Source organism: Pseudomonas aeruginosa, assembly GCF_001457615.1.
GTDB lineage: Bacteria > Pseudomonadota > Gammaproteobacteria > Pseudomonadales > Pseudomonadaceae > Pseudomonas > Pseudomonas aeruginosa.
Genome location: NZ_LN831024.1, coordinates 3,887,091 through 3,901,034 on the forward strand (window position 1 = coordinate 3,887,091; position 13,944 = coordinate 3,901,034).

The 13,944-nt window shown below is 67.4% G+C and carries 11 protein-coding genes and 1 pseudogene; 7 read left to right on the top strand and 5 right to left on the bottom strand.

Annotated elements, in window-relative coordinates:
- Positions 1-113: 113 nt before the first annotated feature.
- Entirely contained in the window at positions 114-1,769 is a 1,656-nt protein-coding gene (gene muiA, locus AT700_RS17735) for a mucoidy inhibitor MuiA (RefSeq protein WP_048521164.1), read from the top strand.
- 128 nt (positions 1,770-1,897) lie between these two features.
- Positions 1,898-2,895, top strand: a pseudogene (locus AT700_RS17740) (sulfate ABC transporter substrate-binding protein).
- 81 nt (positions 2,896-2,976) lie between these two features.
- Here AT700_RS17740 and AT700_RS17745 read toward each other — a convergent pair.
- Both AT700_RS17745 and eutH read right to left on the bottom strand, forming a co-directional pair.
- Positions 2,977-3,333 (bottom strand): DUF1937 family protein, encoded by a 357-nt coding sequence (locus AT700_RS17745; protein WP_023086434.1) that lies wholly within the window; start codon positions 3,331-3,333, stop codon positions 2,977-2,979.
- Positions 3,334-3,391: 58 nt separating this feature from the next.
- Positions 3,392-4,627 carry an ethanolamine utilization protein EutH gene (gene eutH / locus AT700_RS17750; protein WP_003083171.1) on the bottom strand — a complete coding sequence of 412 codons (1,236 nt, stop codon included), beginning with the start codon at positions 4,625-4,627 and terminating at the stop codon, positions 3,392-3,394.
- Positions 4,628-4,973: 346 nt separating this feature from the next.
- Here eutH and AT700_RS17755 point away from each other — a divergent pair, with 346 nt between their 5' ends.
- The 4 genes from AT700_RS17755 (at position 4,974) to AT700_RS17770 (ending at position 10,005) form a co-directional block, all read left to right on the top strand.
- Complete coding sequence (locus AT700_RS17755; protein ID WP_003083169.1) at positions 4,974-5,750, top strand: DeoR/GlpR family DNA-binding transcription regulator; 777 nt, start codon at positions 4,974-4,976, stop codon at positions 5,748-5,750.
- 184 nt (positions 5,751-5,934) lie between these two features.
- Positions 5,935-7,344 (top strand): NAD(P)/FAD-dependent oxidoreductase, encoded by a 1,410-nt coding sequence (locus tag AT700_RS17760; protein ID WP_003159947.1) that lies wholly within the window; start codon positions 5,935-5,937, stop codon positions 7,342-7,344.
- Positions 7,331-8,569: an NAD(P)/FAD-dependent oxidoreductase gene (locus AT700_RS17765; RefSeq protein ID WP_003122934.1), complete on the top strand. Its 1,239-nt coding sequence runs from the start codon at positions 7,331-7,333 to the stop codon at positions 8,567-8,569. The genes AT700_RS17760 and AT700_RS17765 overlap by 14 nt, the downstream gene beginning before the upstream one ends.
- Before the next feature lie 20 nt (positions 8,570-8,589).
- A complete protein-coding gene (locus AT700_RS17770; protein WP_003114294.1) occupies positions 8,590-10,005 on the top strand; it encodes a glycerol kinase in 1,416 nt (471 codons plus the stop codon).
- Positions 10,006-10,012: 7 nt separating this feature from the next.
- On the opposite strand, the gene AT700_RS17775 is transcribed toward AT700_RS17770, so the two are convergent.
- Positions 10,013-11,113, bottom strand: coding sequence for a P1 family peptidase (locus AT700_RS17775; protein ID WP_003083160.1), 1,101 nt, complete (start codon positions 11,111-11,113; stop codon positions 10,013-10,015).
- A 13-nt stretch (positions 11,114-11,126) separates the two neighbouring features.
- Complete coding sequence (locus tag AT700_RS17780; RefSeq protein WP_003083157.1) at positions 11,127-12,494, bottom strand: APC family permease; 1,368 nt, start codon at positions 12,492-12,494, stop codon at positions 11,127-11,129.
- A 200-nt stretch (positions 12,495-12,694) separates the two neighbouring features.
- On the opposite strand from AT700_RS17780, the gene AT700_RS17785 reads away from it, so the two are divergent.
- Positions 12,695-13,501, top strand: a complete 807-nt coding sequence (locus AT700_RS17785; protein ID WP_003083150.1) for a helix-turn-helix transcriptional regulator — start codon at positions 12,695-12,697, stop codon at positions 13,499-13,501.
- 3 nt (positions 13,502-13,504) lie between these two features.
- Here the strand turns inward: AT700_RS17785 and AT700_RS17790 are convergent, their stop codons facing one another.
- Positions 13,505-13,921, bottom strand: a complete 417-nt coding sequence (locus AT700_RS17790; RefSeq protein WP_003087156.1) for a hypothetical protein — start codon at positions 13,919-13,921, stop codon at positions 13,505-13,507.
- Positions 13,922-13,944 lie beyond the last annotated feature (23 nt).

Here is a 13,944-nt window from a genome sequence, read left to right on the forward strand (position 1 = left end):
AAAATTTCTTCGCGCCGCTTAACCCGTCTTTCGCCGCGCTTGCGTCTCAGGCAGCAGGAAGGGACCGCACGCATGGGTTCCTCGCCCCTCCATCCGCCCAAGGAAGAGATATCGTGAATCGACTCGCCGCCTCTCCGCTCCTGTTCGCCGGCCTGTTCGCCAGCGCTCCGTTGCTGGCCGCGCCACAAGCGGTCGACAGCCGCATCAGCGCGGTCACCGTCTACGCCGACCGTGCCGTGGTCACCCGCACCGCCCGCCTGCAATTGCCCAAGGGCCAGCATGAGATCGCCCTGGAGCAACTGCCCTTCCAGCTCGACGACACCAGCCTGCGCGCGTCCCTCGGCGCCAGCGCCGCCGCCACCCTGCTCGACGTCAGCAGCGCCGCGCAACGGGTCGAGCGCCCGGACGACAACCGTGTGCAGCAGCTCGACCAGCAACTGCGCGAGATAGACCGGCAACTGCGGGAAATCCATGACCGCGGCAGCGTGCTCGAAGCGCAGAAGAAGTTCCTCGCCGACATCCAGAGCGGCAGCACCCAGCCCGGCAAGGATCGCCCCATGCCCGGCATCGACGAGCTGAAGAGCCTGCTGCAACTGACCGAAGGCAACCTCGAACGCCTGCTCGCCGAGCAGCGCCAGCTGGACGACCGCGCCGCCGAACTGGAACAGCGCAAGCAGCAGTTGCAGGAGCAGCGCGGCACCCTCAACGGCGACGGCAAGCGCTTCAAGCGCGCGGTCCTGCGGGTCGCCCTGGAGCAACCGGCACAGGTCGAGGTGAAGCTCGACTACACCCTGCGCGACGCCTCCTGGCAGCCGACCTACGACGCGCGCCTGCGCGACGGCGCGAAGACCATCGAACTGACCTACCAGGGCCTGGTCCGGCAGAGCAGCGGCGAAGACTGGACCGACATCGACCTGACCCTCTCCACCGCCCGTCCGGCCCTGGGCGGCAACGTACCGCGGCTGAATCCCTGGATCGTCGACATCGACGCGCCCAACGCCTACTACGGTGCCGAGATGGCCATGCAGGACGTTCCGGCGCCCATGCCGCAAGCCGCTCCCATCGCCAGGACCTCGGCGAAGATGGCCATGCCGGCCCCGGCGCCGAAGCTGGCCGAGGCGCCGCTCGCCACCGCGGAGGTCAGCAGCGGCGCCGCCAGCGCCTCTTTCCACATCCCCGTGCCGGCGACCCTGAACAGCGACGGCAGCGCGCAGAAGGTCACCATCGCCCGCCTGGAAATGCCGGCCAAGCTGCGCTATCTGGCGGCCCCGGCCCTGCGCGAAACCGCCTACCTGGAGGCGGAGACCCGCAACGACAGCGACTACCCGCTGCTCCCCGGCACCCTGAATACCTTTCTCGGCAACAGCTTCGTCGCCAGCGGCCATCTGCGCGGGGTGATGCCCGGCGAGAGCTTCGAACTGGCACTGGGCGCCGACGAGGGCATCGGCATCGAACGCAAGCTGGTCAAGCGCTATACCGACAGCAGCGGCCTGATCGGCAACCGCACGCGGGTCAACTACGAATTCCGCATCGACGTGCGCAACAACCACAAGAACGCCGAACGCGTGCAGTTCGAGGACCAGTTGCCGGTCTCGCGCAACGAGCAGATCCAGGTCACCTTGCTGGAACCCAAGGCGCAGGAAGTCAAGCGCGAGGACGACGGCAAGCTGAAGTGGGACTGGACCCTGCAACCCGGCGAGAAACGCAGCGCCACCCTGAAGTTCAGCGTGGAGTATCCCAAGGACCTGGCGGTCAGCGGCCTCGACTAGCGCTGGCCAAAGCGCCGGCCGCGGCATAGGCTCGAGCGGGTAATAAGCAAAGCAGTTTTTGATATTTACCCTGCATATAACCCGACGTTATAGTCGAGCCACTACAACATGCTCAAAGGAACTGCCCTGTGAAACGACTGTTCAGCGCCTCCCTGCTGGCCGCCGGCCTGGCGCTCGGCGGCGCCGCTCACGCCGCCCAGCCCCTGCTCAACGTCTCCTACGACGTGATGCGCGACTTCTACAAGGAATACAACCCGGCCTTCCAGAAATACTGGAAAGCGGAGAAAGGCGAGAACATCACCATCCAGATGTCCCATGGCGGTTCCAGCAAGCAGGCGCGCTCGGTGATCGACGGTCTGCCCGCCGACGTCATCACCATGAACCAGGCCACCGACATCGACGCCCTCGCCGACAACGGCGGCCTGGTGCCGAAGGACTGGGCGACCCGCCTGCCGAACAACAGCGCGCCGTTCACCTCGGCCACCGTGTTCATCGTTCGCAAGGGCAACCCCAAGGCCCTGAAGGACTGGCCGGACCTGCTCAAGGACGGCGTCCAGGTAGTGGTGCCGAACCCCAAGACCTCCGGCAATGGCCGCTACACCTATCTCTCCGCCTGGGGCTACGTGCTGAAGAACGGCGGTGACGAGAACAAGGCCAAGGAATTCGTCGGCAAGCTGTTCAAGCAGGTACCGGTGCTCGACACCGGCGGCCGCGCCGCCACCACTACCTTCATGCAGAACCAGATCGGCGACGTACTGGTGACCTTCGAGAACGAAGCCGAGATGATCGCCCGCGAATTCGGCCGAGGCGGCTTCGAGGTGGTCTACCCGAGCGTGTCCGCCGAGGCCGAGCCCCCGTGGCGGTGGTCGACAAGGTGGTCGAGAAGAAAGGCAGCCGCGCCCAGGCCGAGGCCTACCTGAAGTACCTGTGGTCGGACGAGGGCCAGACCATCGCCGCCAACAACTACCTGCGCCCGCGCAACCCGGAGATCCTCGCCAAGTTCGCCGACCGCTTCCCGAAAGTCGACTTCTTCTCGGTGGAGAAGACCTTCGGCGACTGGCGCAGCGTGCAGAAGACCCACTTCATCGACGGCGGCGTATTCGACCAGATCTACAGCCCCAACTGATCCCTCGCCGCTTGACGAAAAAGCCGGAAGCGCTCGCGCTTCCGGCTTTTTCATTCGGCTTGCAGTTCAGCCACTGCCGCCTCAGCGAAACTCGTGCTCCACCTCGGACCAGAGGCTGACCCGCTGTCCGCCGGCCTCGAAGAACTCCATCTCGCGGCGGATGCCGGCGCTGTCTCGCCAGCCCGGCAGGTCGAGGACGATCAGCTCTTCCAGGTGATCCATGTAGAAGGCGTCCACCGGCGCCCACAACCTGCCGATCGCCGCGCGGTCGAGCTCGGCCAGGCACAGGTTGATCGGGTGGGACATGGAGACCTGGCTGAATACCACGTGGCCGCCGCGGACGATGGTCGCCGCGACCTCGTTGCAGGCACGGAAGCGCTGCTCGACCACCTCGGCGTCGGCATGGCTGTAGGGACAGGCTAGGAATATCTTGCGCATGGTTACCTCGTTGCGGAAAGCGACGCCGCGATGGCTCGCGGCGCTCGTCGGGGATGTTTCAGGCTGCGTGCAGGGCGCTTTTTTCCGCCTCGTCATGCTCCTGCTCCTGCCGCGCATAGCGCTCGGCGGCAGGCACCGAGATGCGGATGGCGATGAATACCGCCAGCAGGCCGCCGAACAATTTGCCGAGCAGGATCGGCAGGATCAGCGTCGGCTGGAAGTTGGCGGTGAATGCCAGGTGATCGCCGATGGTGGCCTGGGCGCAGACGCCCAGGGCCACGCAAAGCACCTTGTCGCGAGCATTCATGTATTTGAACAGGTGGTAGGTGGCGATGATGTTCGCCAGTACCATGACAAAGGCGGTGGCGCCCGGCTGGGACAGCCCCAGGTAACGGCCGAGGACCGCCATCGGGCGCTTGCAGTAGCGCTGGAACAGGTAGCAGATGGGGAAGGTCCCGGCCAGCATGATGCCGATGTAGCCAGCGATCTCGATGGCGCGGAACAACTCTTTCTCGTCGGCGAACATCGGGTCGAAGCCCCAGCCGCCGAAGACCTTGGTGAAGACTCCGGTGAAGTGCTGGACGATGGAAAGCGCCAGGGCCATCTTGATGAACGCGTCCATCACCTTGCCGAATACCAGGAACCCGGTGACCATCGCCGTCGCCCGGTACTTCAGGCCGGCGGCCAGCAGGAAGCAGAAGACGAACAGCGGCGCCAGCAGCCGAAGCATGTCGAGGAAGTCCAGCGACAGGTAGTGCAGGGCCGGCGAACCGGTCGATACCAGTTCGCGCACCGGGATGTGGTTGAGGGTAATCAGCAGCAACGCCGCCAGCACCGCGAACGGAATGCTGATCAACCCGGCCATCGCCCCCAGCGCCAGGTACTTGTGGTCCTTGCGCTCGAGCATGGTCAGGCCGACCGGGATCAGGTAGACGATGGTCGCGCCGGAGGTGTAGCCCACCAGCATGGCAGTAATCCACATGTCGCGGTTGGCGGTCAGGGCATCGGCCAACTGGTAGCCGCCCATGTCCACCGCGATGATCGACAGCGCGGCGATGGATACGTCGGAACCGAGGGTCTGGAAGAACGGGCCGAGGGCATGGGAAATCGCCTTCGACAGATAGGGAATGGCTACCATGATGCCGGCCTGGGCGAGGAACACCGGACCGATGGCGTGGATGCCGTTGACGAACTCGCGGCCCAGACCGCTTTCCGGGCGCAGGATGGAAGCCAGCGCGCCAAGTACCGCACCCAGCATGATCAGGTAAATCACATAGTTTCCGAACTCGGCCATCTGCGTCGTTCTCCCCTCGGCAGGCTCCCGTAGCGGGATGCGTTCTTCTGGTTGTCTGGTCGGGAGGCCGGCCACGCCGGTCGCTCCGCCGAAGCGAACACTCGCATTTCGCGTGCCACAATTTGGTTTTCGTGTTGATTTGAAGGTTCGTTTTACCTAAATTGGTCACCCATACGGTCAAGTAGGCGGCCAATCCAAGAGCGTACCTGCCTTACGGACCTGTGGGATTTTCCGCCGGGCCTGCGCAAAGCCTCGCCCCGCCCCCTTCCGCCCAGCGCCGCCAGGCGCTACCGGGCGATTCACGGTAACAATCGCCGCACCAGGATGCGGCCCATGGGAGAACACGATGCGCCCCGAGGAACGCCGCCGCCACATTCTCGAATTGCTGCGCCAGCGCGAGCGGATCTCGGTGGACGAACTGGCGCGGACCCTTTCCACCTCTCAGGAAACCATTCGCCGCGACCTCGCCGCGCTGGCCGAACAAGGCCTGGTCAGCAAATTCCACGGAGGGGCCGCCCTGCCGCCCAGCGGCGAGCACGAGAACGCCTTCCAGACGCGAATGAACGAGCACGCCCAGGAAAAACGCGCAGTCGCCCGCTACGCCGCCGGCCTGTTCGGGCCCGGTGACAGCATCTTCATCGACACCGGCACCACCACCCTGCTGTTCGCCCGCGAACTGGCGCGCCAGAGCCATCTGACGGTGATCACCAACTCGCTGTTGATCGCCGGCAGCGTCGGCGCCTCCGGCAACCGTGCATTCATGATCGGCGGCGAGTACCGCCCGGAATCCGAACAGAACGTCGGCGCCCTGGCCATCGAGCAGATCGCCCGGTTCAACGCCGAGCATGCGGTGATCACCGTCGGCGCGCTGAACGGCGATGGCGCCATGGATTTTTCCATCGAGGAAGCCGAGATCGCCCGTGCCATGATCGCCCAGGCCCGCCAACTGACGGTTATCGCCGACTCCTCGAAGCTCGGCCGGCGCGCCCTGTTCCAGGTCTTCCCGCTGAGCCGGATCAACCGCCTGGTGGTCGACCGCAAGCCTACCGGGGAACTCTGGGAAGCCCTGCAACAGGCGCGGGTGGAAGTCCACGAAGCCCCCCTGCGCACCCCGCAGGCCTGACTCCCCTCGCGCGCAGCCCCGGAGACAGGCCGGGGCTGTGCCGGTGGCTGCCCGTCGATTAATCGATTGACTGTTTCTCTTTCAGTTGCCACATTAAAACAACAAATTTCACATAGAATTCTGTGTGAAAAATCAGTGTTACGGTCAAAAAGCAAACTGATACCAAAAGAAACAGGCAGAAACGATGACTGAGCCGCTTGCGACAAAGACCGCGATCTTCGACGTTGCAGTGATCGGCGCTGGCGTGGTGGGTTGCGCCATGGCCCGCCGCTTCGCCCTGGAAGGTGCGCGGGTGGTCCTGCTGGAAAAAAGCACCGACATCCTCTCCGGTGCCAGCAAGGGCAACAGCGCGATCCTCCATACCGGTTTCGACGCGCCGCCCGGCAGCATCGAACTGGCCTGCATGCAGGAGGGCTATCGCGAATACCGCGACATCCATGCGCGCCTCAACCTGCCGCTGCTGGAAACCGGCGCCCTGGTGGCGGCATGGAGCGACGAGGATCTGGCGCGCCTGCCGGCTATCGTCGAGCAGGCCCACGGAAACGGTGTCGATGACGTCCGCCAGGTCGGTCGCGACGAGGTCCTGGCGCTGGAGCCGCAGTTGGCCGGCAACGTGCTCGGCGCGGTGCGGGTCCCCGGGGAACATCTGGTCGACCCTTGGTCCGCGCCGCTCGCCTATCTGCAACAGGCGCTGGCCCATGGCGCCGAGGCCTGTTTCGACGTCGAAGTGCTGGACGGCGCCTTCGACGGCGGCGAATGGCTGTTGCATACCCGCCGCGGCGATCTGCGCGCGCGCCAGGTAATCAACTGCGCCGGACTCTTCGGTGACCAACTGGAACAGCGCCTGCTCGGCGCGGCGAGCTTCGCCATCCATCCGCGCAAGGGCCAGTTCGTGGTCTTCGACAAGGCCGCCGCGGCGCTGCTGCGGCACATCCTGCTACCGGTACCCAACGAGCGGACCAAGGGGGTGGTATTCACCCGTACTGTCTTCGGCAACCTGCTCGCCGGCCCCACCGCCGAGGAACAGGACGACCGCGAACAGGCACGGGTCGACAGCGACACCCTGCAGCGACTGATCGACGCCGCCGTCGAGCGGATCCCCGGCCTGCGCGGCATGCCGGTCACCGCCACCTACGCAGGATTGCGACCGGCCAGCGAAAAGAAGGAATACCGCATCCGCCAGGTCGACGGACGCAACTGGATCAGTGTCGGCGGCATCCGTTCCACCGGTCTCACCGCGGCGCTGGGCATCGCACGCCACGTCTATCGTCTCTACCAGGGCGAGCGCTTCCACGAAGCGGTTCGCGAGCCGCTCTGGCCACAGGTACCGAACCTCGCCGAACACCTGCCGCGCGACTGGCAGCGTCCCGGCTACGACGAGATCGTCTGCCACTGCGAGATGGTCACCCGCCGGGAAATCCTCGCCGCCCTGGAAGGGCCGCTGCCAGCCGGCGACTTCGGCGGCCTGAAGCGTCGCACCCGCGCCTGCATGGGACGCTGCCAGGGTTTCTACTGCAACGCGCGGGTCGCCGAGCTGAGCGCCGGCCGCCTCGCCCAGCCCCTCGCCACCGGGAGTTGCCATGAGCATCACTGAACAGGTCGACGTCGCCATCGTCGGCAGCGGTCCCGCCGGATTGGCAGCCGCCATCGAACTACGCCGCCAGGGCGTCGCCCGGGTCTGCGTGCTGGAGCGCGACGGCGAGGCCGGCGGTATACCCCGGCATTGCGCGCATCCGCCGTTCGGCCTGCGCGAACACGGCCGCCTGTTGACCGGCCCGGCCTATGCACAGCGTAACGTCGAACAGGCCGAACGGGCCGGGGTGGATATCCGCCTGCGCCATAGCGTGGTTGCTCTCGCCGCCGCCGGCCTGCTGCAACTGGCCACCCCCGAAGGCCCGCGCAGTCTGCGCGCGACACGCGTGCTGCTGGCCACCGGCGCACGCGAGACGCCGCGCTCGGCGCGCCTGCTGGGCGGCGACCGGCCGCTGGGCGTGATCAATACCGGCGCGCTGCAAGCCTACCTCCATCTGCAAGGCCTGAAGCCGTTCGAACGGCCGCTGATCGTCGGCACCGAGCTGGTCAGCCTGTCCGCCGTGATGAGCTGCCGGCGTGCCGGCATCCGCCCGGTGGCCATGCTCGAACGCAACGCACGGGCCACCGCGCGTTGGCCGCTATCGCTGTTTCCCAGGCTGTGCGGAGTGCCGATGCACTTCTCCAGCGAGCTGCTGGAGATCGAAGGCCGCGGCCGGGTCGAGGCGGCGCGGGTACGCCTGGGCGACGGGCGCGTCGAACGGATCGCCTGCGACGGCATCCTCCTCAGCGGACGCTTCGTTCCCGAATCGAGCCTGGTCCGCCTCAGCCACCTGGAACTGGACCCGGCCAGCGGCGGCCCGCGCATCGATCAGTTCGGCCGCTGCTCCGACCCCGCCTATTTCGCCGCCGGCAACCTGCTCCGGCCGATCGAGACCGCCGGCTGGTCGTTCCGCGAGGGACGAAGGATCGCCGGCCTGCTGGCCGCCGACCTGCGGGCCGAACTGCCGAGTGCCGCACCTGGCATAGCCATCGATTGCAGTGGTCCGCTCAAGCTGTGCGTGCCGCAGCGGCTGCTGGCCGACCCGACACCCGGCCTGGCGCATCTGCAGCTACGCGTAAGCGAGGCCGCCAGCGGCCGCCTGCGGATCCTGGCCGATGGTCGCCCGGTGTGGGAGCGTGCCCTGTCCTGCCTGCCGGAGCGCCGCCTGCTGGTGCCGCTGGCCGCCCTGCGCCTGCCGCCGGACACCCGGCGCCTGGAAGTCGCCTTCCTCACCTCCGGCCACTGAACCCGCGAAGAGAACCGACCATGCGAATCGCCGCCCTCGACCAGGGAACCACCAGTACCCGCGTGCTGGTCGCCAGCCAGGACGGCAGCGCCGATATTCAGTTGGCGCTGCGTCACCAGCAACACCATCCGCAGTCCGGCTGGGTCGAGCACGATCCGCTGGAACTGCTGGCCAACCTGCAACGCTGCCTGGAGGCCAGCGGCCGGGTCGACGCCATCGGCCTCGCCAACCAGGGCGAAAGCTGCATGGCCTGGGACGCCCGCAGCGGCGAGCCGTTGTCGCCGCTGATCGTCTGGCAGGACAACCGCACCACCCCGCACATCGAGCGTCTACGCGCCAGCGGCGCCGAGGCGCTGGTCCTGGAACGCAGCGGCCTGCCGCTCGACGCCTATTTCTCGGCCAGCAAGCTGGGCTGGATCGTCGAGCACCTTCCGGCCGCTCGCAGGGCTTTGAAGGCAGGCCGCCTGCGCCTGGGAACCAGCGATGCCTGGTTTCTCGACCGCTTGTGCGGAACCTTCGCCACCGACGTCACCACCGCCTCGCGTACCGCATTGATGAACCTCGCCGAGGGCCGCTGGGACCCCGACCTGTGCGCCCTGTTCGGCGTGCCGATCGAGTGCCTGCCGGAAATCCGCGATACCGTCGGCCATTTCGGGGTGATCGGCAACACCCCGCTGACGGCCTCGGTGGTCGACCAGCAGGCCTCGCTCTACGGTCACGGCTGCCGCCAGCCCGGTGATGCGAAGATCACCTTCGGCACCGGCGCCTTCGCCCTGACTCTCAGCGGCGAGCGGATCATCCGCTCGCCGGAGACAGGCCTGCTCGCCACCATCGCCTGGCAGATCGATGGCAAACCGGTGTACGCCATGGACGGCGGGGTCTACGACGCCAGCGCCGCGGTCGAGTGGGCCGGGCGTCTCGGCCTGTTCAGCGACTTCTCGGAACTGGCCGGCTTCGACCGGCCGCCGGCCATCGAGCGCGGCCTGGCCTTCGTCCCGGCCCTGTCGGGACTCGCATGCCCGCACTGGGACCGCAGCGCCGGCGCGATGTGGCTGGGAATGGACGCCGGCACCCGCCGCGAGGACCTCTGCCAGGCCCTGCTCGAAGGCGTGGTGCTGCGCAGCGCCGAGGTGATCCAGGCGATGGACGGCTACCTGAAGGTCACCGACCGCCTGTCCATCGACGGCGGCCTGGCGCGCAGCCCCTACTTCGCCCAGTTCCTCGCCGACAGCCTGCAACGGCGCATCGTCACCCAGCGCTTCGACGAACTCACCGCCTTCGGTTGCGCCGCCCTTGCCGCGCGTGGCCTCGGCCACGAGCTGGCGGAGCCGCGCAATACCCGCACGGAGTTCCAGCCGCGGGTCGACGCCGGCACCGCCCGGCGCTGGCAGGTGCGTTTCAGCGAAGCGGTGGCGCGCACCCGCGGCTGGCGCTGAGCCGCTTTCAGCGTCCCGGCCAGCCGGTCTCGCGCAGCGCCGCCAGGAGCCTCTCCCCCTTCAGCGCGGGCACCAGCCGGCCGTCCTCGGTGCGCATGTCCTCGCCGGCCAGCAGCACGTTGACGATGGCTTCTTCCACCGCCTCCGCCGCCGCGGCGAACAGCGGCGAGATGTGGTCGTTGTTGAGCATCCGCAGCGGCGTGCTCTGCGGCAGGTCCTTGCGCGCATAGTCGGCTGGCGGCAGGTCCTGGTTGCCGGTGGCGAAGGCGAGGAACACGTCGCCGCTGGAGTCCTCGGTGCCACCGCCGGTGCGAGCGATGCCGATCGAGGCGCGCTGCGCCAGGCGCTGGCACTGGTGCGGCAGCAGCGGCGCATCGGTGGCCAGGATCACCACGATGGAGCCCATACCCGGGGTGCCTTCCTCGCTGAACGGCGAGGGGATGTCGCCCAACCGGCGGCCGACAGGATAGCCATCGACCCGCAGCTCGCGGCGCTGGCCGTGGTTGGCCTGGACCAGCGCGCCCACCGTCCAGCCGCCCTGCTCCGCCGGAAGCCGCCGCGATGCGCTACCGATGCCACCCTTGAACTCGTGGCAGATCATCCCGGTACCGCCGCCCACCGAACCTTCGCGGACCGGTCCGGACTCGGCGCAGGCCAGCGCCTCGCCGACCTGGCGGGCGCCGACGTGCTGGCCCCAGATATCGTTGAGCAGGCCGTCGAAGGTCTCCATCACCACCGGCATGCACCAGTACAGCCCGCTGTCGCCGAGTTCGGCGCGCTCCTCGGCGATCAGCGCGTCGCGCACCGCGCCGACGCTGTGGGTATTGGTGATGGCGATCGGGGTGGTCAGCAGGCCGGCTTCGCGGATCCACTCCAGGCCCGTGGCGTCGCCGTTGCCGTTGAGCACATGGCAGCCGGCGAAGCAGGGTTGCAGGCGCGCCGCACCGGCGCGCGGCTGGACCAGGGTGACGCCGGTGCGAACCTGCCTGCCGTCGATCCGCTGGTTCAGGGTGCTGTGGCCGACGCGCACGCCGGGAACGTCGGTGATCGCGTTGAACGGGCCGGGAGTGCCCAGGCCGAGGGTGATGCCAAGTTGTCGAGCGCGCATGCGGACTCCTGTTTCAAAGCTTCTGGAACGCCGGACTGAGCTTGCCGTAGGTGCAGTAGAGAATCACCGACACCGCCAGCAGTCCGACAATGATCATCACGTCCCTGGCCGAGGCCGCCAGGAACAGGTTGAGCAGCAGGTATCCCGCGCCGCTCACCGCCAGCAGCGCCGGCAGCGGCCACAGCGGCATCCGGTAGGGATGCTCGCGGTCGCGCCGCAGCACCCGGCTGAACAGCGCGCAGAGGGCGACGATCAGGTAGACCATGACGATCAGCAACACGGTGAACGAGGTCAGTTCGGCCAGGTTGGAGCTGAAGCTCAGCGCCGCCGAGGGAATGGCGAGGAACAGCGTGGCCAGCCAGGGCGATTCCCAGCGCGGATGGATACGGGTGAAGGCACGGTTCAACGCTGGCATCCAGAGCGCGTCGCGACCGCTGCTGAAGATCACCCGGGCGCTCTGGATGACGATGGCGACGATGGCGTTGAACACCGAGAGGAAGATTCCCGCGCTGACCAGGCGCGACAGCGTCTCGTTGCCATGGCTGTTCAACAGGTAGCCGATCGGATCGGGGCTGGCGAGCATCGCCGGGAGCGACGGCGCGCCGATCAGCAGCGCGGCGAGCGGGACGATCTCGATCAGTACTACCAGCGCCAGCGACCAGAGCACCGCGCGATGCACGCTGTGGCCGCCGTCCTTCATGTCCTCGGCGAGCAGCACCGCGCCGCCGAAACCGTTGTAGGAGAACAGCGCGGTACCGACCGCTCCGATCACCAATGCCCAGGGTGCGATCGCCAGCAGCCCGCCGTCGCCGACTACCTGCGGCTGCAGCAGGACGCTCGCCGGTTGCTGTGCATGGCCGAAACCGAGGCCGACGATCACCAGCAGCGCCGCCACTTCCAGCAGCAGGCAGGTACCCGTGACCCAGGCGTTGACGCGGATGTTGAGGATGCCCAGCAGGTAGCTGGAGGCAACGATCGCCAGGGCCACGGTCTGCGCATCGAAGTGGGTGCCGAGGGCAGCGTTCAGGTAAGTCGCCGCGCCGGTGGCGAGCACCGGCGGGATGAACAGCAGCATCGCCAGCACCGTGAGGAAGGTGGCGTAGCCGGCCAAGCCGCCGAACACCCGCTTGGCGTAGACATACTCGCCGCCGGCGGTGCTGTGCGCCCTGCCCAGCTCGGCATAGCACCAGGCGAACATCAGCGCCAGCACCCCGGCCAGGGCGAAGGCCCAGAAAGCGCCGGTGCCGGCCTGCTGGATGGCGAAGGGGGCGATGACGAAGACGGAACTGGCGGGAGTGACTGCGGAAACGGTGATGGCGACCACGTCGAACACGCCCAGCGTGGGTTTCAGCGCACTTTCGGGCGCGGGGGAAGAGCTCATGTCGTTGTCCTCTGATTGTTATTGAAGTTGAGGCAGTAACGGAGACTCGCGGCGGCCCCTTGCCGGGGCGCTGGTTATGCGCCGACTCTAGGAGCGCGGAACCGGCGGGCCAATCACCCTTTGGGGTTACGCCCCTTGACGCGGCGGGTGGAAAAGCCGCAAACCGGAGCCTGCGAAAACCCACCGTGGAGCGAATACGGATGCACACCCTGTTCCGGGACATCGGCATGCACGCCAGCCTGGGCCGCGCCATCGAACAGATCGGCGGCAACCGTTTCTGGAAGCAATTGATCCTGCTGCTGCGCCAGCACCTGCCGTTCGACAACGCCCTGGCGATCTTCTACCCCGCCAACGGCGTGCCGGTGGCCCTGGAGGAATACGACGCCGAACCGCACGCCGGGCCGGCCTCGATGCTCGCCTACCTGAACGGGCTGTACCTGCTCGACCCCTTCTACCAGGCTTGCCGGGAAGGCCTGGCCAGCGGCCTGTACCGCCTCGAGGAGATCGCCCCGGACCATTTCCGGCAGAGCGAGTACTACCTCAGCTACTTCCACGACAACGTTCTGGAGGACGAGGTGCAGTTCATCCTACAGGTGCCCGGCCAGGGCGCGCTGTCGCTGTCGCTGGGCATGCAGAGGATGTTCGCCGACGAGGAATGCGGGATGCTCGGCTTGCTCTCGAGCTGGGTCCTGGCGCTGATGCAGCAGCACTGGCAGCAACGCAGCCAGCGCCTGTTGCCGGCTGCACCGCAGGAAGAGATGGCCACGCAGATACGCGACGCCCTCAGCCACTTCGGCGCCAGCGTGCTATCGGAACGGGAACTGGAGATCGCCCGCCTGATCCTTCGCGGCTACTCGTCGAAGGCCATGGCCGAGCGCCTGGCGATCTCGCCGGAGACGATCAAGGTCCATCGGCGCCACCTGTACGCCAAGCTGGACATTTCCTCGCAACCGGAGCTGTTCTCGCTGTTCATCCAGTCGCTCGGGCACGACCCGGAGAACCCCTAGGGATCATGGATTGGCGTAGCGCCGGCTGAGACCGGGCGGGATGCCGCGAGCGTCGGTCTCGGTCCATGGACCCTGCGGGCTGGTGGACCAGAACCAGCCGCCGTCCCACCGGTAGTAGGTGCGCTGGCGGTAGTAGAGATCGCGCTCGCCACGGATCACGTAGACCCCCAGGCTGCCGTCCCAGACGCCCTTGCCGCCTGGCGGCGGGGCGAACTGCGGACGCGAGCGGCTGGGCTGCGCCGGAGTCTGCGGTTGCGGGGTGATGCGCGGCGGGGTGGCGCCGGGCGCGCTGGACGGACCGGGCTGCGGCTGGCTCTGCGGCGGCAGCGAGGCCGGCGGTTCGCTGGTCTGCGGCGGATGCACCACGCACCCGCCGAGACCGCCCAGGAGAATCGCCAGACCCAGATACTTCGCCTTCACCGCCGCACCTCCCCAACCGATTG

What these genes read in the sequence shown, in the direction of transcription:
- AT700_RS17745 (WP_023086434.1), bottom strand. Translation starts at nt 3,333, where the DNA reads ATGCGCAAGATATTCCTAGCCTGTCCCTACAGCCATGCCGACGCCGAG.
- eutH (WP_003083171.1), bottom strand. Translation starts at nt 4,627, where the DNA reads ATGGCCGAGTTCGGAAACTATGTGATTTACCTGATCATGCTGGGTGCG.
- AT700_RS17755 (WP_003083169.1), top strand. Translation starts at nt 4,974, where the DNA reads ATGCGCCCCGAGGAACGCCGCCGCCACATTCTCGAATTGCTGCGCCAG.
- AT700_RS17760 (WP_003159947.1), top strand. Translation starts at nt 5,935, where the DNA reads ATGACTGAGCCGCTTGCGACAAAGACCGCGATCTTCGACGTTGCAGTG.
- AT700_RS17765 (WP_003122934.1), top strand. Translation starts at nt 7,331, where the DNA reads ATGAGCATCACTGAACAGGTCGACGTCGCCATCGTCGGCAGCGGTCCC.
- AT700_RS17770 (WP_003114294.1), top strand. Translation starts at nt 8,590, where the DNA reads ATGCGAATCGCCGCCCTCGACCAGGGAACCACCAGTACCCGCGTGCTG.
- AT700_RS17775 (WP_003083160.1), bottom strand. Translation starts at nt 11,113, where the DNA reads ATGCGCGCTCGACAACTTGGCATCACCCTCGGCCTGGGCACTCCCGGC.
- AT700_RS17780 (WP_003083157.1), bottom strand. Translation starts at nt 12,494, where the DNA reads ATGAGCTCTTCCCCCGCGCCCGAAAGTGCGCTGAAACCCACGCTGGGC.
- AT700_RS17785 (WP_003083150.1), top strand. Translation starts at nt 12,695, where the DNA reads ATGCACACCCTGTTCCGGGACATCGGCATGCACGCCAGCCTGGGCCGC.